Origin of the sequence: Bradyrhizobium genomosp. III (assembly GCF_000261705.1) — a bacterium.
In the GTDB taxonomy this organism is placed as follows: domain Bacteria; phylum Pseudomonadota; class Alphaproteobacteria; order Rhizobiales; family Xanthobacteraceae; genus Bradyrhizobium; species Bradyrhizobium ottawaense.
The window spans coordinates 33,127-51,062 of the sequence record NZ_AJQF01000448.1; the positions used below are offsets into that span (position 1 = coordinate 33,127).

Annotated in this window: 19 protein-coding genes and 2 pseudogenes; 13 read left to right on the forward strand and 8 right to left on the reverse strand. The window is 58.2% G+C overall.

All coding sequences use genetic code 11. The features are described 5' to 3' along the window. The first annotated feature begins 4 nt into the window (after positions 1–4). The gene (locus IC66_RS0135600; protein WP_038950836.1) at positions 5–625 is read left to right on the forward strand and encodes a relaxase/mobilization nuclease domain-containing protein; all 621 of its coding nucleotides are present in this window, start codon (positions 5–7) and stop codon (positions 623–625) included. A gap of 133 nt (positions 626–758) precedes the next feature. Further along, positions 759–1,376 (forward strand): hypothetical protein, encoded by a 618-nt coding sequence (locus IC66_RS0135605; protein WP_157158155.1) that lies wholly within the window; start codon positions 759–761, stop codon positions 1,374–1,376. Between the two features lie 8 nt (positions 1,377–1,384). Here IC66_RS0135605 and IC66_RS0135610 read toward each other — a convergent pair whose 3' ends face one another. The 7 genes and pseudogenes from IC66_RS0135610 to IC66_RS0135640 form a co-directional block, all read right to left on the reverse strand. Next, positions 1,385–1,753 (reverse strand): tyrosine-type recombinase/integrase, encoded by a 369-nt coding sequence (locus tag IC66_RS0135610; RefSeq protein WP_038950838.1) that lies wholly within the window; start codon positions 1,751–1,753, stop codon positions 1,385–1,387. Between the two features lie 35 nt (positions 1,754–1,788). Continuing rightward, complete coding sequence (locus tag IC66_RS0135615) at positions 1,789–2,499, reverse strand: Arm DNA-binding domain-containing protein (protein WP_038950839.1); 711 nt, start codon at positions 2,497–2,499, stop codon at positions 1,789–1,791. A gap of 308 nt (positions 2,500–2,807) precedes the next feature. After that, positions 2,808–3,223, reverse strand: a pseudogene (locus IC66_RS0135620) (pyruvate kinase alpha/beta domain-containing protein). A 72-nt stretch (positions 3,224–3,295) separates the two neighbouring features. Next, positions 3,296–3,772 carry an Lrp/AsnC family transcriptional regulator gene (locus IC66_RS0135625; RefSeq protein WP_038950841.1) on the reverse strand — a complete coding sequence of 159 codons (477 nt, stop codon included), beginning with the start codon at positions 3,770–3,772 and terminating at the stop codon, positions 3,296–3,298. A gap of 329 nt (positions 3,773–4,101) precedes the next feature. Continuing rightward, entirely contained in the window at positions 4,102–5,880 is a 1,779-nt protein-coding gene (locus IC66_RS0135630) for an FAD-dependent oxidoreductase (RefSeq protein ID WP_038950842.1), read from the reverse strand. Positions 5,881–5,908: 28 nt separating this feature from the next. Continuing rightward, positions 5,909–6,733 carry a phosphoenolpyruvate hydrolase family protein gene (locus IC66_RS0135635; RefSeq protein WP_038950843.1) on the reverse strand — a complete coding sequence of 275 codons (825 nt, stop codon included), beginning with the start codon at positions 6,731–6,733 and terminating at the stop codon, positions 5,909–5,911. Beyond that, positions 6,726–7,979, reverse strand: a complete 1,254-nt coding sequence (locus tag IC66_RS0135640; RefSeq protein WP_038950844.1) for a Tm-1-like ATP-binding domain-containing protein — start codon at positions 7,977–7,979, stop codon at positions 6,726–6,728. The genes IC66_RS0135635 and IC66_RS0135640 overlap by 8 nt, the downstream gene beginning before the upstream one ends. A 139-nt stretch (positions 7,980–8,118) precedes the next feature. On the opposite strand from IC66_RS0135640, the gene IC66_RS48595 reads away from it, so the two are divergent. From IC66_RS48595 to IC66_RS0135685, 11 genes and pseudogenes are all read left to right on the forward strand, one after another. After that, positions 8,119–8,388, forward strand: coding sequence for a hypothetical protein (locus IC66_RS48595; RefSeq protein WP_244429223.1), 270 nt, complete (start codon positions 8,119–8,121; stop codon positions 8,386–8,388). Further along, positions 8,385–8,684, forward strand: coding sequence for a hypothetical protein (locus tag IC66_RS48600; protein WP_223153739.1), 300 nt, complete (start codon positions 8,385–8,387; stop codon positions 8,682–8,684). The genes IC66_RS48595 and IC66_RS48600 overlap by 4 nt, the downstream gene beginning before the upstream one ends. Before the next feature lie 914 nt (positions 8,685–9,598). Further along, positions 9,599–10,085 (forward strand): annotated as a pseudogene (locus tag IC66_RS0135650) (sugar phosphate isomerase/epimerase); the annotation flags it as partial. Positions 10,086–10,119: 34 nt separating this feature from the next. Then, complete coding sequence (locus IC66_RS49015) at positions 10,120–10,350, forward strand: FAD-dependent oxidoreductase (protein WP_245289550.1); 231 nt, start codon at positions 10,120–10,122, stop codon at positions 10,348–10,350. Beyond that, positions 10,307–10,957: an NAD(P)/FAD-dependent oxidoreductase gene (locus IC66_RS48605; protein WP_071916585.1), complete on the forward strand. Its 651-nt coding sequence runs from the start codon at positions 10,307–10,309 to the stop codon at positions 10,955–10,957. Before IC66_RS49015 ends, IC66_RS48605 begins: the two co-directional genes overlap by 44 nt. 17 nt (positions 10,958–10,974) lie before the next feature. Further along, positions 10,975–11,211: a hypothetical protein gene (locus IC66_RS48610; protein WP_232208683.1), complete on the forward strand. Its 237-nt coding sequence runs from the start codon at positions 10,975–10,977 to the stop codon at positions 11,209–11,211. Between the two features lie 1,089 nt (positions 11,212–12,300). Next, positions 12,301–12,675 (forward strand): Nif11-like leader peptide family natural product precursor, encoded by a 375-nt coding sequence (locus tag IC66_RS0135660; protein WP_038950845.1) that lies wholly within the window; start codon positions 12,301–12,303, stop codon positions 12,673–12,675. A gap of 248 nt (positions 12,676–12,923) precedes the next feature. Then, positions 12,924–14,270: a radical SAM family RiPP maturation amino acid epimerase gene (locus IC66_RS0135665; RefSeq protein WP_157158157.1), complete on the forward strand. Its 1,347-nt coding sequence runs from the start codon at positions 12,924–12,926 to the stop codon at positions 14,268–14,270. 315 nt (positions 14,271–14,585) lie between these two features. Then, on the forward strand, positions 14,586–14,984 hold the full coding sequence (locus IC66_RS0135675; protein ID WP_157158158.1) for a hypothetical protein: 399 nt from the start codon (positions 14,586–14,588) through the stop codon (positions 14,982–14,984). Between the two features lie 389 nt (positions 14,985–15,373). Continuing rightward, the gene (locus IC66_RS0135680) at positions 15,374–15,772 is read left to right on the forward strand and encodes a hypothetical protein (RefSeq protein ID WP_028160485.1); all 399 of its coding nucleotides are present in this window, start codon (positions 15,374–15,376) and stop codon (positions 15,770–15,772) included. A 25-nt stretch (positions 15,773–15,797) separates the two neighbouring features. Continuing rightward, positions 15,798–17,213 carry a hypothetical protein gene (locus tag IC66_RS0135685; protein ID WP_038950847.1) on the forward strand — a complete coding sequence of 472 codons (1,416 nt, stop codon included), beginning with the start codon at positions 15,798–15,800 and terminating at the stop codon, positions 17,211–17,213. A 319-nt stretch (positions 17,214–17,532) separates the two neighbouring features. On the opposite strand, the gene IC66_RS49140 is transcribed toward IC66_RS0135685, so the two are convergent. Continuing rightward, on the reverse strand, positions 17,533–17,936 hold a 404-nt coding region (locus IC66_RS49140; RefSeq protein ID WP_210161487.1), incomplete at its 5' end, for a hypothetical protein.

The following is a 17,936-nucleotide window of genomic DNA, read 5'->3' on the forward strand; positions in this document are numbered from 1 at the left end:
CCTGATGATGACGCAGAATCTCACGAGCGAACCAGAGCATGCCTGGTTCGAAATGCATGAGACGTGCCAGAACCAGGCCAAGCTAAAGGCGAATGCCGGGTTTTCGGCGCGCGGGCGGAAGAACACCACCCCGGTGCTGCATTACACGCTTTCCTGGCATGCGGACGATGCGCCGACGCCAGAGCAGATGAAAGCGGCAGCGATCGCGAGCCTCAAACAACTTGGCCTTGAGGGGCACGAAGCCCTGATCGTGGGGCACCACGACAAGAAACACCCGCACCTGCATATCGTAGCCAACACCGTGCATCCCTACACGGGTCGAACGGCCGCGCTGAAATTCACCAAGGAGCGGCTATCCGAATGGGCCCTCGCCTATGAACAGGAAATTGGGCGGGTGCATTGCAACGAGCGCCTTCGCAATGCCGATGAACGCAAGCGCGTCCGGCGCCGCCTACGCAAGGAAGAGCGGTTGGCCAAAGCCTTCGCCCCGGCGGCAGGCAAGCCCTACGTGAAGATCAAGGACATGTCGCCAAAGCGCCGCGAGTGGTTGGAAAAGAAGGCCGAAAAAAGACCGCCGATGGGCCCTGCGCAAGGAAGCGGCCAAGACGACCAAGACAGAACGTGACGCGACGTGGGAGCGGCACAAGCGAGCGCGCGACGAGCTCGATGACAAGAGTCAGGCGGCGCATGATCATGTTCGGGGGCGTATGCGGGAGGAGGCGCGGCCAAAATGGCGGGAGCTCTCCCGCCAACAAGCCGTGGAGAAACGTCTGATTACCCGCCGTGCAACGCACTCATTCGAGCGCGCCGTCTTCGTCTTCCGAAACCGGGAACGGCTCGGCAGCGGAAAACTCCTTACATTCCGGCAGATGGTACGTCACATCCTGTCCCCTAACGCACTTTCGAAAACACTTGACCGTGTGCATGAGCGAGAACGGCAATCGCTTGCGCGCGACGTAAAGACAAAGACACGAGCGCTCACAGACAATATCTGGCAGCGGCACAGGGCGGCGTTCGCAAAACTCAAGGAGACACAGGCGGCAGAGCGTGATGCGCAACGGGAGCGTCAGGACGCCGGCATTGAGACGATCATGGACGGCAAAGTCCAAAGCCTTGCCGATCTTAAGCCCCTTGGTGGTAACCGTCCCCCGATGAGCGAGTTCGACCGCCTCATGAATGACCCGAACTGGACCTGGACCAGACGGACGGACTCTTCATCGTCACCGGTAAGAAATCTCGCTGACACCTTCGATGACGCAGCATGGCGATCGATTATTCTGCCTGAAAGCGGTCCTTCACGAGCCGAGCAGATCAAGCGCGATATGGAGGCGTGGCGGCGGGGCCATCCCGATCATGACTTTGGGCATGAACTGTGAGCGGATGCTTATTCAGCAGCCATGAGACTGTTTGTGGCGCCTTCGGCGAGGATCGATTCGAGGTGCCCTTCCCAAGTGACGAGCGCTTCCCGCATCTCCGCATCATACTTGGCCTTGTTGTAACGCAGTGCAATCGGCGAGAGCGACCCGCTGATGTGATTAAGCAGGCGCTCGATCACATGCGGGGCGACGCCAAGCGAGGCGAGACCGGTCGCGAAGGTCCGTCGAAGGTCGTGAAGGGTCCAGTCCGTCACTCCCGTTCCCTCATCCAGAATGGCCTTGCAGGGCGAGAAGCCAGTGAAAGGCGTTTCCCGCCGCCGTGCCGGAAACAGGTACTCGCCCGTTTGGGGAACGCTCTGAAGGATCTCTTTCGCCATTGCACCAATCGGGAAAGTGTGGCGGCGGCCGTTTTTCACACCTTCTGGCGGCAGGGATATCTCGTCCTTCGAAGTCGATGTAGTCCCATTTCAGAGTGCTGATTTCGGAACGGCGTTGCCCGGTCAGTATCAGCAGCCGGACGATCTGGCCGAACTGACCGGTCCCCTGCAGGTACACCTTTCGGAGCTCGGCATCGGTCAAAACCCGTTCCCGGGAAACGTCCTTGGACGGTGCCGGCATCGTGCACGGGTTCTTGCAGTAGCCCCTCGCCTCCGCCCACCGGAAAGGTGCGCGCTACCTTGTAGGCGTGCTGTGCTTCCAAGGGTGTCTCAAGCAGACCGTCCAGAATGACCGAAACCTGCGCAGTGGTGATCGCAGGAAGCTTTTTACGGTCCAGGGACACGAAATGCTTGGTCAGCAGGCGCTCGGTTTCCTTGCGCGTGCGCTCCCTTTGTTTCTGCGCGCAGTGAGTGCAGAGAAACAATTCGCGGGCGTCAGAGAAGGTCGAAACCGGGATTTGTTCGAGCGGCGTGCCAAGCAGCACGAGGGCCTTCTTGCGCGCCTCAGCAAGCGCGAGCGCGGGGTAGTGACCGACGCGTGTACGGATGCGCTCACGCCCGCGAATGACGATCCATGTCTTCCGATTCTTGCCGACGCGAATGCCGAACGCTGGAGTCTTTTCGTCGAAGTACGAGCCCGGTTTGAGATTACGGATCGTCAAATCAGTAAACGCCACCCTCGCCATTCTTGGCTCCGTTTTGGCTCCGGAATGTCGAGGAGACGGCCTGTGACGCAGCGCGACGCCATGCGTCATCCTCAAAGCCATTATATAGAAAAATGGCTTAATATAGAAAAATGGCTTATTTTTCAATGGTGAAGCGGCGATTTCGGCGGAGAAGAATGGAGCGGGTGAAGGGAATCGAACCCTCGTATTCAGCTTGGAAGGTTGATGCTGCCTCGAACTCAAGCAATATCGGGCCCGGTCACAGCTGAATCCTGAGGTGGTCCATATGACGATCGGGTGGCCTTCTGCAGCGCGATAAGGGCATCGTCTTAACAAGCGACAACGCGAAGATTGTTTGTCGCGCCTCTAAGTCCAAACGGCACTCCAGAGACAATCAAAGCCAAGTCGCCCAATCGAATATAGCCTTCGTGGTGCGCGGCCGCCGAGGCGATCCGCGTCATCTCCTCATAACCAGAAGGATCGCTAGACACGGCATTGTGCACCCCCACAACAAGCACATGCGCCGAGCCACTTTCTCGTCCGGGGTAAGGGCAAGGATCGGCACCGGCGGCCGGCTGCGCGAGATCCGAGCAGCCGTCGTCCCGCCTGCCGTGAACCCGATGATGACCTTGGCGCCAATTTTAGCGGCAAGATCTGCCCCCGCGGCCGCGACGGCATGCGAAGGGGTACTTTCCACGTCAGCTCGAGAAGCCTCAATCAGCGACCGATACATCGATCTAGTCATAAAGACCAAGCCGCCCCTTACGGACTGCGGTCGACGGTAGTTGAGCAAGCCAATGTCCTCTTCGTCAGTCGCTTAACACCATGCGATGGAGGCTATTGGCAAAGTAAATCCTGCTTTGAACCGATCCATGACAACCATTGTTTCAATGCGCTTTATGTCTGAACTTTCGTCTGTAAGGCGCCGGGCAAACCGCTCGTAATCTTCCATATCGTTTACGGTAACGAGCAAGACGAGGTCAGCCAGACCTGTAACGCAGAATGCGCTCATCACTTCAGGCATGTTGCGAATTTGCCTCTTTAGACGATCAACGGTATCGGCACGCGCGCGCTCCAAGGAAATGAGAACCACTGCGGTCACATTACGGCCAATTGCTTTTGGAGAAATGATGGAAACGTCGGCCTCTATGACACCCGTCGATCGAAGGCGTTTCAACCGACGTTGAACTCCGGATGCGGATAGGCCGACCTTCCCTCCAAGTTGTTCACTACAGAGGCGATTGTCTCGTTGGACAAGATCAAGAAGACGAAAATCGATCTTGTCGAGTTGCATCACTGCCTCGCGGCCAGCGGATTGCGATCGCGTCGGGGAAGCAGACGCCTGCGCTGCTTGTCCTGACATTTTCGACTCCTCACTACGCCGCCTAGCTGTTGAACGATCGATTTCTCGCGCTGTCATATGTCTTGGAACACCTGTTGGGAGCCCAGCTCTTTGCGATACATCGTAGACAGTTGGTGCGGCGATCTCCCCCTCCGCCGGGGCTCACCAAACTCGAACCCGGCCGCCCCTCGAGGATGTCGCGGGTCGGGGCCGACGTTTCTATCGATGCGCGCCCCGGACCCGAGCACATATTCCCCGCCACAGACGAGTGTGGTAGATGGTCAAGCTCTGGAGGCGACGGCTTTTTGCTCCTGATCAGCGGAAAGCACTATTGCGTTGACGGTGCGATATGCGAATACGATGGCGGGACCGATTGTTATGCCTGCCCCGGGATAAATCCCGCGCATCGGCGACGTCATGTCGTTGCCGCAAGCATAAAGACCCTGGATTGCATTGCCTTGTGCATCCAGGACGTTTCCGTAACTGTCCGTCGCCAATCCGGTCGCCGTGCCAAGCGTTGCCGGAACGATCGGCAGCGCGACAAATGGTCCGTTCTTGATTGGTCCAAGATTTGGATTTTTTCCGACGGTCGGATCGCCGAGCGTGCGATTGAAAGCCGATTCCCCACGCTTAAAGAGGGGATCCCGTCCTTGGGCAGCGTGCGCGTTGTGTTCCTCGATCGTCTTTTGAAGCACAGCGGGATCTAGTCCCAGCTGCTTTGCGAGCTCAGAAATCGTTTCACCTGCCTTGACGTAGCCAAGGCGGACATATTTACCGATACTCAACGTCCAGGGCCATGGCAGTAGGTGCCCCATGCCCCTCAATCGAACGAACTGGTGATCGCAGATGAAGTAGAATCGCTTATCTGGTGGATAGCCGTTTTCAAACATTGCCAGGCAAATATCGTGATACGAATTCGATTCGTTGACGAAGCGTCTGGCGTTTGGACCGACAGCAATGACCCCAGGACGGCCCCGGTCGAGCCAGCCGTATGGCACAACCTGCGAGCCGCTGCCGCGTTTCAGAATTGAAACCGGCGTCCAGAAGCCTGCCGATGCGACATCTTTGTCGATGGCGGCCCCGAGCGTAGTTGCAAGCCCAATGCCATCACCGTTAACATCGGCGTGGGCCAACGTAACATCATGCTGGTGTGCACCACTGACGTCCGCTCTCAGCTGCGCGTTCCGGGCAAAGCCGCCAGTTGCGAGAACAACACCACGTGAGGCGCGCACGCGGATGCCAACGTCGATCCGCTTGATAATGGCACCCGTGACGCGCCCGCCTTCCTGCGTGAATTCGACCGCTGGAGAAGATGGCCAAATTTCTACGCCGTACTCGTGCAGGCTCACCAGCAGCCGCGCGATCAAGGCATTCCCACCGCTGAGCTCAGTACCACGCCTGAAGCTGAGCCGGTCCCGCGCATAGCGGCTCAGGCGAGTTACGACGTGTTTGAGCGACGCAACAGATTGGAGTGGGTTGAGAAAGCTTCTCACCTCGCTCGATGAGATCATCATGCCCCCGAGCACAACCCGAATGGGATCACCAATCAAATCGAAGTCCTTGCCGAGAAGCCGCCCATCATAGGGGGCCGGGCTCAGTGCCCGTCCCTTATCAGCGCCGCCAAGTTGGCTCGAGTGATAATCGGGCGTAGTGGCCAGGGTAAACTTGACACTCGTGCCGTTCTCGAGCGCAGTTAGCGCCGCCGGGCCGTCTTCAAGATAAGCATCAATGAATTGCGCACGATAATGAACGCCGAGTTCGTGCTGCAGGTATGTCCTCGCATTGGCGATGGTGTCATCGATGTTAGCCGCGCGCGCCTGTGCAGAACAAGGAACCCAGATCATGCCATTCGAAAGGGCCGTCGTTCCGCCAAGTCGCGGAGATTTCTCGCATACAATGACGCGCAGTCCGGCCTTTGCCGCATAGAGCGCCGCCGACAGCCCGGCCGCACCGCTTCCGATCACGAGGACATCTGTCTCCCAGTCCTGATCCGCCCTCGTCCCTCCTTTTGAGGCGAAAGCGATCGTGTCCGGCTTAGCTCGGTCATTTGGTGCGTTCATACGGCCTCGCTGCACGTTGCAGTGAACATCAATGAGTTTGCGGAAGCGGGACAGCTTTGAATTCCGCCGCCGCTGTTTTCACTGCCTGCTCAATTGGAATTCTTTCAATCGAGGATGCGCCAACAAAGCCAACACACTCGGTCGTCCGATAGACCTCGATCGTATCTTCAGGCTCGGCAATTGCCCCACCATGGCAAAGCGAGAGCACGTCCGACCGGATGCTTCGCGACGCCGCGTTGATCTCGTTGATGCGCCGGATCGCCTCCTTAAGGGATTGCCCCTCCTCATGACCGACAAGGCCACCGCGCGTTGCGCCGACATGTGGGACGATGCAGTCGGCCCCTGCACTTGCCATCGCTTTGGCGTCTTGAGGGCTTGCGACATAGGCGAGCGAAAAGATATTCTTCTTTCGCGCGAGAGCGATCAGTTCGACCTCACGTTCAAAGCCAAGGCCGACGCGGCCGCGGCGGTCACGCCAGTTGTCGCCCATGGTTGAGATCGTCGGATAGTTGATGACGCCGGAGAACCCAGCAGCCCAGAACTTGTCCAAGAGAGCATCGAGGTCGAGCCGGAGAGGATCCCAAGCCTCGATACCGCCAACTACCGGCACGGAACACACCACGTTACGAATTTCCGCCGCAAGCTCCAGCGTGCGTGCGTTGGAATCGCCAATCCGGCTCGTGGGAAGCCCCATCAGACGCGACAGGCCGGTCGAGTAGACCACCAGCATGTCGGCACCTCCAAGAACGGCACATTTCGCGACCAGGCCGCAGCTACTTCCTGCCGCGAGAATTGCTTTTCGCTCCGTCACCTGTCCTTCGATCCTGGAAATAATTTCGGTTCGGTCAAACATCCGCAGGGGATGCACCTTCTTGCGTGAGTTGTTCCAGGATCCATGCCGCGGCAGCCTCGGCGAACTCGCCATCGTTAATGTGACAGTTCAGGTCGCGGACCATGACGTGCGCGGAGAGATGTCCCTTGACCGCATCCAGCCAAGCCTTGTCGGCGTCGGGATCGTAGAAGATGCCTCCTTGGCGGTCGTAATCGGATACGCCTTTCGCCGGCCAAAGGACCATCGTGGGTCCTTTGGCACGCGATAGCCGTTTTGCCGTAAGCCGGCCAATGCTCGCGTTCTCAGACGCAGTTGTGCGCATGAGCGTCATGTAAGGCGTATGGGCGTAGAACTGGCGACCCCGAAACTGATCAGGAACGCTCGATGGCAGGCCAAAATTGACCATATCGATCGCACCGGGCGCGATCACTTGCGGAATCTGTTGCCGCGACGCTGCCTTGAGCCGATCCGGACCGGCGCTTGCGGTGCCTCCAACGATTTCGTCTGCGAGCTCCGTTATGGTCAAATCAATGACGGCGTCGAATTCACCAGCCGCGATCAGCTGCTCCATTTTATGGCCGCCCGCCCCGTTAGCCGGAAAGACGATCGCGTCTACACCGGCGTCGGCAAGCCGCGCTACGCATTGATTCGCGGCCGGCGTGGTCACGCCGAAGGCCGTTATCGCAACGATCTTCTTGTCTCGTCCAAGCTTGACGGGAGCATAGTGCGTGGCCGCAATTGCCCGCCCCGCGTTCTTGAGCACCCTACTGGTAAAGACATTGATGCCGAACAGATCGACCAGCGTCGGATAGAGGATGATGTCGCTGTGAGTGGCCAATTCGGCGAGTAGCGCAGGCCTTGCGCTGCTCACCAGAAATTTCGGAAAGCCATAAGGCAGCTCAGACACAACTTCGCCGAAAACCGCGCTTGCCCTACCCCCCGCAACCCCGACAATCGCGCTGATCGTTCCTGCCCCCAGGAGGTCACCAACCTTACTGCGCGTCCTTTCAGCAATCTGCTTCAAGAGTTCCGTGGGGGTCTTCGCATCGGCTGGTTTGTCGCCGCCATCCCTCCCAGTGCCGACGTCGATCAGGATGGTCTTGCGGCCGCACGCCTCGATAATGTCCGCAAGGTAAGACGCCTCGCGGCCCTTGGTATCCAGCGTGGCCACGATCGCGACCGCATCCGTAGTCGCGGATCCAGTCGCTAGTTCGGACAGGTTACCATCACGGGCCGACCTCTGGTCGTCCGTACAATGGTGAGACACGATCTTCCTCCCAGATCATACCTAACTATAGGTGGTCTAGACCCGGCTCTACCCGGGTATAAGATTGGTGAGGCGGCCAAATGGGTAATATTGGGTAGAAACGTTGAGAGCGAGAGTTCGCGGCAAACTTGCTACACAGATGTCGGACATAGCTAAAGGCGCACAATTGCAAGTCTACGCGCCCTCCTTGCGCAGCCTTCCAAAAGGCTTCCTGCTGGTCATGACGACTCTGCCAATCCTGGACTGGAACGACTGTCTTTTGCGAGACTTGCTAACCCTCGACCAGGCAACGACGGCTCTCTATGCGGCGATAATCATGATCGACCCGTTCGCCTGCTGGGAGGATAGGGCCGAATCGTTGAAGGATGCCGGCATCACCGGCGTCGCCAATTTCCGCGCGCATCTATGATCGAGCGGTCGGCGGCGGGCGTACCTGTTGATGCCGGACAGGAGCTCGAACTTCGGCGGAAGGAATGGTTCATAAGCCTTGGCTTCAAGGCGTTGTTTGCCGTCGCGAGCGATTCTGAAATTACTGCAGCGGAGAAGCGATTTGGCTCCCATCTGGACGGACTCATCCATCTACCAGCAGAGGCTCTTACACGGACGATGAGCGAGGAGATGGAGCTGGTAAGTCTTGGCCAGCACGGATCGTCATTTCCAATGGCCGCGCTTTTGGATGGGACGACTTCGAAGCGGCCAACTTGAGCAAAGTGACGCGCGGGACTGTCTGTGATCCGCAGCTTCCCGAGCATGGGTTTGTCTTGACGACCCCAGAAGACTGGCCGCCTTTCCGCGATGAAGTCTGTGCGGGTTCAAGCCTTCGGTGAATCGTTGTCGCTCGAGAGAATGCATTTTTCCGTTTGGCTGGTGAGGACGCGCTCAACGGCGGTCTCAGGACGACCTGATATGCGTATCTGGGAGCGTCAACAGCAGGTTCACGATCTAGGGGGAATTCAGCGCAGTTTGTGCATTTCCTGCTCGGGACTGGCAATGCTGGGCTGCCTCGCGAGGTGATCTCGTCGCTATCGCCGGAATCAATCGCAGCTGGCGTTGCAATAGGCATTAGCTAAAAGTTGGATGCGGCCCCGTCGCTAATTGCTATTCTATGGAGGCGATCGTGGTGACGCCGCTGAAGAACCCCACGGGATTACAGATTTCCGAGCGATTTGCAGCGGGGGTGCACGGCATCGGGAGGCCGCGACAGCGCGCGCTTCCAGCTCGATGAACTCGCCGTTCGGGCCTCGGATGAGCCTGAACCACTAATCACATCGTTTCCGGTGCTGCTCCGTCCCATGATCTACTTCGTAGCCCGTCTTTTTCGTTACATGAGACGGCGCAACGGGCGGGATGTGTCAGGCACGACTATCGTTACGCTATCCGTCCATCGGACCGGCTGCAATCACCTCGATATCTCGACTGCCAAGTGGGCATGATGACGCCCCAAAAAAGACCGCCGCCGGATTTCTCCGGCAGCGGCTCAAGTCTTGGGAGAAAGCAGACGAACCGGTCTGCCAGCGGAGAAGAGATAAGAACGGAATTCTGGCCCCCGGGTCGCTATTATTCAAAAGATGTCGGATTGGTCACAGCGCCCGAACTCAGCATCCGGGTAAAGTTGGGTAATCTACTTCGAAACGCATCGCAACAGGATGACGACGGATCTCCTCTTCACGCTCGACCTGATGGATCAGGTTCCGGAGATGCGCCTGCTTGCCGATCTCTCGCACTTCTTGGTGAGCTGCGAATTCTGGTATCCGATCTCGGACGAGGACGAAGCGCTGGTGCGGCGAGTGCTCGATCGCACTTGGGCATTTCATGGCCGTGTTGCGTCTCGCGAGCAGATACAGGTCGAGATCACGTTCCCTCAACACAAGATCTGGCTGGACCTATTTCTTGGATGGTCGAAATACGGATTCAAGAGCTGGAAGACGCGCTGCTGCGGATGCCCGCCTCACCTTCGCATGCGAACTTGGCCCACAGCCTTACGCAATTAGCGATCGGCTGGGCAACGACACCACGGACCGCTGGCAGGAAGCTGTCCTGCTCAAATCCCTGGTGCGCGCAATCTGTTTGAGGAGGCGGCGAACGATGAGCAGTCGTCACCCGTAAATCGTTTAGTCGCGTGAGTAACCAATCCACGATAGTGATCGTTGGGGCGGGCGAAGCTGGTAACGCCGCTGCCGTCGCTCTGCGGGAGGCTGCTGGCATGGTGGTCATCGGCAATGAAAGTACGCTGCCGTATGAGCGCCCACCTCTGTCGAAGGCGGTCCTGAGCGACGAGGTCAACCCTGGACCAAAATTGATTGTCACGTCGGAACGCCTTGCCGAGCTTGGGGATCGATTATCGCCAGGGCAGCGAAGTGATTTCAATTGATCGCGCGGCCAGTATTGTCACGCTCTCAAACGGATCAGCAATAGCGTATCACCGGCTCATGCTGGCGACGGGAGCCCGACCTCGGAAATTGAGCATCCCGATCGCCGAAGGAGCCAATGCGGCGACACTGCGGACATCTGTCGTCTCATGCTCCAGAGCGGCTGCTGCTGACTGCCATGATTCGGGCATCGATACCTTGGGCCCGCAGGCTACGCTCCTACAAACAGATGCGAACGGACAGATAGCATTGATCAATTCCCGAGCGAGCGAATTCATCGGCTGCTCCTCGCAGCTTATCCATTCCGATCTTTTGCGAGCCGACCAGGTACCGAGCGATGAATCAACCGCAGCTGAAATTACCCAACGTGAGGTCTTTGACGACGTCGAAGGATTGGCGAGCGAGGCTCAACTCCCAGATGGACGGTGGCTACGAGTCAGCCGCAGTCCGACCCAAGAGGGGCGCGTTATCCTCGTTTATAGCGATATCACCAGTTTGAAGCATCAGAAAGCCGAGTTGCATGCGACGAACCTGAGACTGGATGCGGCGCTGACGCACATGTCTCAGGGTCTCTGCCTCTACGATAGTGGGGGCGGCTGCGAGTTGTAAACCGGCGCTTCCGTGAGATCTTTGATCTTTCGCCTGAGCTCGTTGTTCCGGGCACGACTTTCGAAGAGGTGCTCGGTCTGAGTGTTGCCGCTGGAAATCATGGCTGTCAGACGGTGCCCGATCTGCTGGCGGAGCCGGAGAACTGTTTGCTCCACAACGAGAGCGGCAACTATCTTCAGTCCCGGCAAATGAGACATCTACCGCTTCCTCAGGTGCGGCAGATGATGATCGGTCCAGCTTCATTTATGATCTGACTGAACAAATCATGATCTTCCTGTGTCCAGACGTGCGCCGTTGGTGATTCTGGTGAACGGGCATTATCGATCGGGTTCGGATCCATAAAGCTCCCCTTTCTATTATGAGAACAAAGGCCACTTGAAGATCTCCCCCAGGGAGTGAGCTGAAGTTCGTCACGAATTCAGACATGGGTGGCTTCGTCATCGAGAGGCCAAGTTCGAGTGTTAAAGAGGCTGGCTTTCGAGAAGCTGACAAAGGTCAAGCAAGGGAGATAAACCGGCGGCCGCATCTGCCACGTCTGATGCGATCATCTCCGAGCAACGTCTCATTCCGCCCGACCTCGCAGTCGGCGCGCAGATTTGCGTCGTGCATCGCATTCATCTGGCGGTAAAGCTGGTTAGGAGGTCCAGGCGATGCGGACCGCGGCCAGACCCAGTCTTGCACCGAACATGTGAATTTCGATCTCTACTCGCGACCAGTCGTTCTGCCTTACAATTTGAGCCATGCTCGGGCCGCTAATCATAGTCGCGCCAGCGCGAGAACAGACGAGAGCGCGACCTACGTGAGAGTTCCGGCAAGCGCGGAGCGAACTGTTCACCTAATTAGATGAAGAACGAAATCGCTCAGACGCAAAGCGGCCGAGCCGATCATCCCGCGTACGGCTAAAGGAGCGGCCGTGCCGGTGATCCCGGGACTGCGGCTGCCACTGCGTGTAATGGGCACTTCGCGACGTCCCCGGCGCCTCCGATCCTGCGCGTCATGATGCAACCTCCGACTGACAACCGGAGCTACATCGATCAAGCGGCGTGTTTCATCTCAGGCGAGGCAATACGAACGGCCAACTTTGTCCCGGCTGCTATTGACGCTCAGCGTGATGCAGATGGCGCTCGTGTCAGGGCGAGCTTGGAGGAAGCGGACATTTCAGCGGCGACTTCGACACTGAGCGCTTGTTAGGTTCGAGACCAATGTCGGCAAGTTGACGATACGCACGGTCGGACAAAGCGCAAAAGCGGCAACTTCAGTTTGGTATGCGGATTGCTTTGTTACGGCATGATCACCGATCGCTTCCAAGGCGACGGATAGGTAGCAACAGCAGAGGCCCGGCTATGTCGCAGGCTGAGGTAGAACGGTTTGTCAAGAATCTAACGAAAGAGGGTAGTCTGCTCGAAAACCTTAAGCAGAGTGCTACAGGTCTTGCACCGATTGTAGCGGTCGGAAGAAGTCACGGCTACGATTTCACGGTTGACGAGATTAGGAGCAGCATCCGAGCGCCAGGCCGACACGAGTTGATGCAGGTCGACGCGATTGTCGGCGGCAGGCAGGATTTAAGCGGTGCGGGCTTGAGCGGGATTGTGCATACCACTGCGTTGGCTAGTTCCACGTCGGAGGCACCCACGAGCGCCGTGCAAGCCGCGGAAGCCGGCCGTGACCTGGTCGCTATCGTTTTGCTTATTGTAGTTGTTGTCGCGGTCGCGGCCTGACATGTTTTCAGCTCTGATCGCATTGGCTCGTCCTCAAGGAGACGAACCGGTGCGAAGAGAACTGAAATCACGCCTCGTCAGGCGTGAGATCATTGCTTTCAGGCCTAGAGATGCGGCTTTAGGGCGCACCCGCACCGTATGACGCACACTGCCACCGAACACTGCCGACAGATCTTTGACCGGCGTACCCCCGAGCAACTGCGCACGTTGTCACACATCAAGCGCTTCATGGAGCGGCTGGCTGTGACTTGGAGTTCCGCAGGGCGCTTTCGGAGAACGTTGATTCTCCTCGCGCGGTAACAGAGCGCTACGGCATCGAAGTTGACCCAATGAAGATGCTGCCGCTCTGGCGCGGCGGCTACCTGAAACACCGCTTCAAGCCGGAGTCTACGCCCTGGCCCCTGGCTATGATGTGGGACGAGTTTATCTGCGAGATGTTGCGCCATCGCGGCATCCTGCGCGAAGAGGGCGAAATGTCGACGATCAACTCTCGCTTTCATGCTTGGCGCGAGCGCCAAATCCGGCGCTGCAACGACGAATTGGGCGTAACGGCGGCGTCGGTCACGTACCCGATCATCGCTTTCGAGCTGAGCGACGGCTGCTCCGTCGGTTGTTGGTTCTGCGGCCTCTCGGCCGACCGCTTCAAAGGCTATTACGAATATAGCGAAGAGCATGCAGCGCTTTGGCGCGGTGTGGTCGGTATCGCGAGCGAGATGTTTGGTTCGGCTGCCCGTACTGGTTTCTGCTACTGGGCCACAGAGCCTATGGACAACCCACACTACGACCGCTTTCTATTCGACTACTATCAGATCACGGGCGCATTGCCACAAACAACGACGGCGGCCCCGATCAGGGATCGCGCGCTCACCACGCGCGTGCTCGAACTGTTCAAGCGCTATCGCACCGTGACAAATCGTTTCTCCGCGCTGAGCACAACACATCTCGACCAGATTCACATGGCGTTTTCGCCTGAGGAGCTGATCGGTGTCGAACTCGTCCTGCAGGGCAAGGAGGCGCTGACTGCAAAGGCTTTTGCTGGGCGCGCGCGCGAGCGGAGCGAGAAACTTAGGGTCGCCAACAAAGATGATGCAATCGCCTTGCTGGAGGGCGATCACACGACCATCGCCTGTGTTTCCGGCTTTCTCGTAAATATGCTGCAGGGGCGTTTACAATTGGTGACGCCGGTGCCGGGTAGCAAACGCTGGCCTCTCGGCTACCGCGTCTTGAGTGAACGCTTCTTCAGGACGCCTGACGAGTTCCGCGAGGGGCTGCAGCGCATGATTGACCAGCATATGCTCGAGAGCCCAGCTCCCAAATTGCCGATCCGCTTCCGCAGGGACCTGCAATACAGGGCCGAGAACCGATGCTTTCATCTCCGGTCACGCAACATGGAACACCGGGTGCTCGACGACATCGCTCCGACTTCCGTTGGCCATCTAATCGCCTGCGGCAACTGCACAGCGTCGGAGCTGGTTAGGCAGGTCACAACTGACGGAGCGAGCGTGCTCGCAGTAGCCGACCTGCTCGATCAGTTATACGCGGCCGGGGTGATTGAAGAGGACTTAGACGACAGCTTCGCCTGGCAGACCAGCTGACCTGCTACTGCGCTTTCATCCGGCAGCGGTTAGAGTTTCGGATTTTGTACGCCAGTGGGTCCGCCGGAAGAATTTCATTGTCGAGTTGCCCAGGCGAACGGTGCATGATGCCCCTGCAGTTCCACCGCGCTGTCAAAAACATGGAAATTTGGAGTGCACGCAGCGGCGGCTACTCGTTCGTTATAAGCTTGCAGGGCCCGACCGGTCCTGGTTTTCGCGGAAGGTTCGGCTACGTCGCTTCGTGGCGTCCGCTTGACCAGAGCCGTGGCGCGATCAGGGTGCTCGGCTCGCCGCTGCAGAGCTTCGCTGAGGCCGATGACGCCTGCAATAGTATGCTCAATTACCAGAGAGACTGAACTGATTCCTGGTCGCGGAAAATGGAAGCATCTTAAAGATGCTGCAGTCGTGCCGGGTGCTACCCAGGATGTTCACCGGGTCGAGACGTACTTTGTAGCGATTGAGATTATCGCGGCCGATTTCAGCGGGCGCTACACGTTCTATCCGTCGGACGGGCTTGCTCCAAATCGAGCTCATGTGGATTATCTTGAAGATCATCTGCCGTCCCTGACGCCGCTCGGAGCAAACATGTTCGTCGAAGGCTCGACAGATTTGTTCGCATTTCCCAATCCGGTAGCTAAGCCGTACCACAGGATCGTGATCCACGAGACGCCCCTAGCGAACGGCTGGGCCCTACCGGATCTATTCACGAAATGATCAGCACGATCCGTACACGGTTGCGAGCCAGAACAGCTTGATGACAAGGGCGGGACAGGTCGTAACGCCGTAGTCCCAATGACTTCACTGATTTTGCCGTCCTGCCACGCCTGTTTGCGGCGCCCGCCGTAGTAATGCTGCCAGATCTCGCCGAAGCGACCGGCCGGGGAGCGGGCTTGGGCCTTGACGGGCAGCGACCAGAGCCGCGCTCTGGAGCTATCCGGTTGGCATAGCCCTTTTTCGTCAACGATTCAGCCTGCGCGTTATTTCTTTCGACTATTCGTGCCGACCGGGGGACTAACCTACGAGAGTGGCTAGACGATCATTGATACCGGTTACTGCCTAACCCGGCGCGCCCCTGCTCCAACCTGAATACGGAGTACAGACAAATGCAAAATGCTAAGACGGCACAATTTGAGCAAGAGGTACTTAACTCGCTTCAGTCCATGGAGCTCGAGCTGGCGCTCCGGGGCAGCATGAACGCGCTACCTGAACAGCCAGTCGACACGAACCCGGAGAGAGCCGAACAGCAATCTGCGTTGAACGAGGCTGTGTCTCTCGTAAAGAGACGAGATGTGCTGGAGAGGATTTGCCCCGGCCTTCAGTCCGTCGCAGGCGACGCGCAAGCTCTCGCCAAATGGATTACGCCGGTTCTCCTTCCGATGGCGATTGCAGGCACTGTCCCCCTGAGTCCGCTAGTCTTTGCGGGCGTCGCGGTACTCTTCTTCCGGGTAGGCGTGGCGACGCTCTGCAAAGGGTGCGTTCCAGCCAAGGACAAAAGCGACTGATCTGCCCGGGACCGGAAAGAAAGTGATGACGCCACAACAACTCCTAGCCGAGCTGCAGAAAACGACCGAGTTGCTGGACTGGATACTGAAGCTCGTGCCGCCGTGCGGCGGTGGGTCGAATCTATTGTGGGCGCCGCCGGATCTGGAAGCACAATTCAAGGTCCTAGGCATCGCGGATGGGACGTTTATCGATCGCTACTCCTCGTTTCTGAAGCGGACAGACTGGGTGCACAACGCCTTCGAGGACTTGATTTCGAAGTCTCCGGCTCTCCGCCAAATCTGCCGAGCGGACGCGGGGATCGCGTCCGGAACCGTCAACGACGCAGAATTCAACGGACACGTCTACTCCTTCAGGTCATCACAAGGACTCGGCTACGTGATCGCGTTGCCGATGGGTGCGATGCCGTTAATCTCGAGCGGTGCCGAAATGCTCATGCTGCCCGCGGACACAAGTCTATGCGAGACGCTCGGAAACGCATTGACCAAAAAGGGGCTTGGAAAGGATTCAGAGCCGTGGCTGCTGCGGCTAAGGCGTCGGCTGGTCCGCTTCTCCAGCCGGCCCTACCTCGCCAAGTGGTGTTCTAAGCAGATCGGCTGGCAGTTCGGAATGATGATCCACCGGTACGTTCACCTCGGAACAGCTGACACGCCGGACGTGATCAGGGAACTTGGAGCAATTCCACTTGTCACCGACGTCCGGCGTTGGGGGCACCCACTTGAGGCTGGGAGCAACCTTAGATTTTTCGCAATCCAGTTCCTTCTCCTGCATGAGTGCGGGCATGTGGCGGCTGGAGACCTGTCCACAACAGATACAAGTCACTTCGAGATGGAATTCGCTGCTGATGGTTTCGCGTTTCGGGAATTGATCGGCTCTGCCGATGGAGATGATGTGGCTATATCGGGCACTCTGGGGGCGTGGCTGATCCTGACGTTGGCTGCATGGATTGAGGATCTGTCCCAAGAGACCGCGCCTCGATCACATCCACCGGCAAGGGAACGCCTCGAACGTCTCCGCGCCTACTTGCGGTCTCGAGAGCAGGAACAGCCGTCGATGACGCGCGCCCTGGAAGTTTTCGACGCCATGGCGAGTATGCAGAAACGGCTTTTTGAGGAAGCGAAGTCAGCTGGCGTCCTCACCATGGAGTTTCCGCTGTCGCGGTTTCTAAGCATGTGCGCACAGACCGGCCGGCATGAGATGTTCTACGACCAGCTGCCGCGATGGCTACTATTTGGCGCGCCTTCACGCCTCTGCCGGGAGTTGGCCCGCCTGCGCGTCTGCATGGAGCGAAGGATTGAGAGCGATCAGCAGGATGGCCGCGCAAAAGAGCAGTTGGGGCTAATAAACTGGGTGTTCGATGCGGCTCTGGCCGCGCCGAGCAACTTCTTGTCCAGAAAACTTCAGGCCTTTTATGCGAGAGCGCGAGCGGCGACCGATAGTTGACTGTCTGCTTTTCGGCGCTTGTCGGGATGCTCGATACCTGATACCGGAGGACGCCTGCGTTCAACGCGCGGCTGGCGCTCTACTTCCAGCCTTCTCGATCACGTCGCAGTGGCGGTGCTGTTTGGATGATACCGCCTCCTGACTTCGAAATCGCAGTTGAGGTCGAGGACGTCAAAAGCAACGCGGTCGGTGCGGCCTGCGTAACAACCGCGAACGACCCCACGTCTTAAAGAACTCACGCTCTTGTCCGGCCTTTGACGCTGCAGCACCGAAGCGTTCGAGCAACAGTCTCAGAGCACTTTGCTCCAGCGCACGATTGCTAATTTGCGTCGCCTGCACGATTCAGGCCTGCTCTCTCCAAGCCAAACAGAATATAGAGGGAGGGTGAGGATCGTACGGCGGGGGTCACTGTTGCGTTGCTGCTGATTGCCCTAGGATCCGAAGCCTTCGCTTCGGGGCCGTGTTCGAGCACAAGGCATGGGGTTGCTCGGCCACCGAGGTGGAACGGCGCCACCATGGATTCGCGGGAGCCCAACTCGGATCCCTGTTGAACGGTGCCGGCTTCTTTCACCATGCGCACAGGGCCGACGACTGTCACGCCCTCATCAAGATCCTGACTACCATCCGCAGGCGCGCCGGCGCTTGCGGTGCTGCTAGAGCAAGCCCGAAAGAGAACGGTAAGGCTGTGGTATAGCGCGACGATCTGGGTCGGAAGAGCGCGGC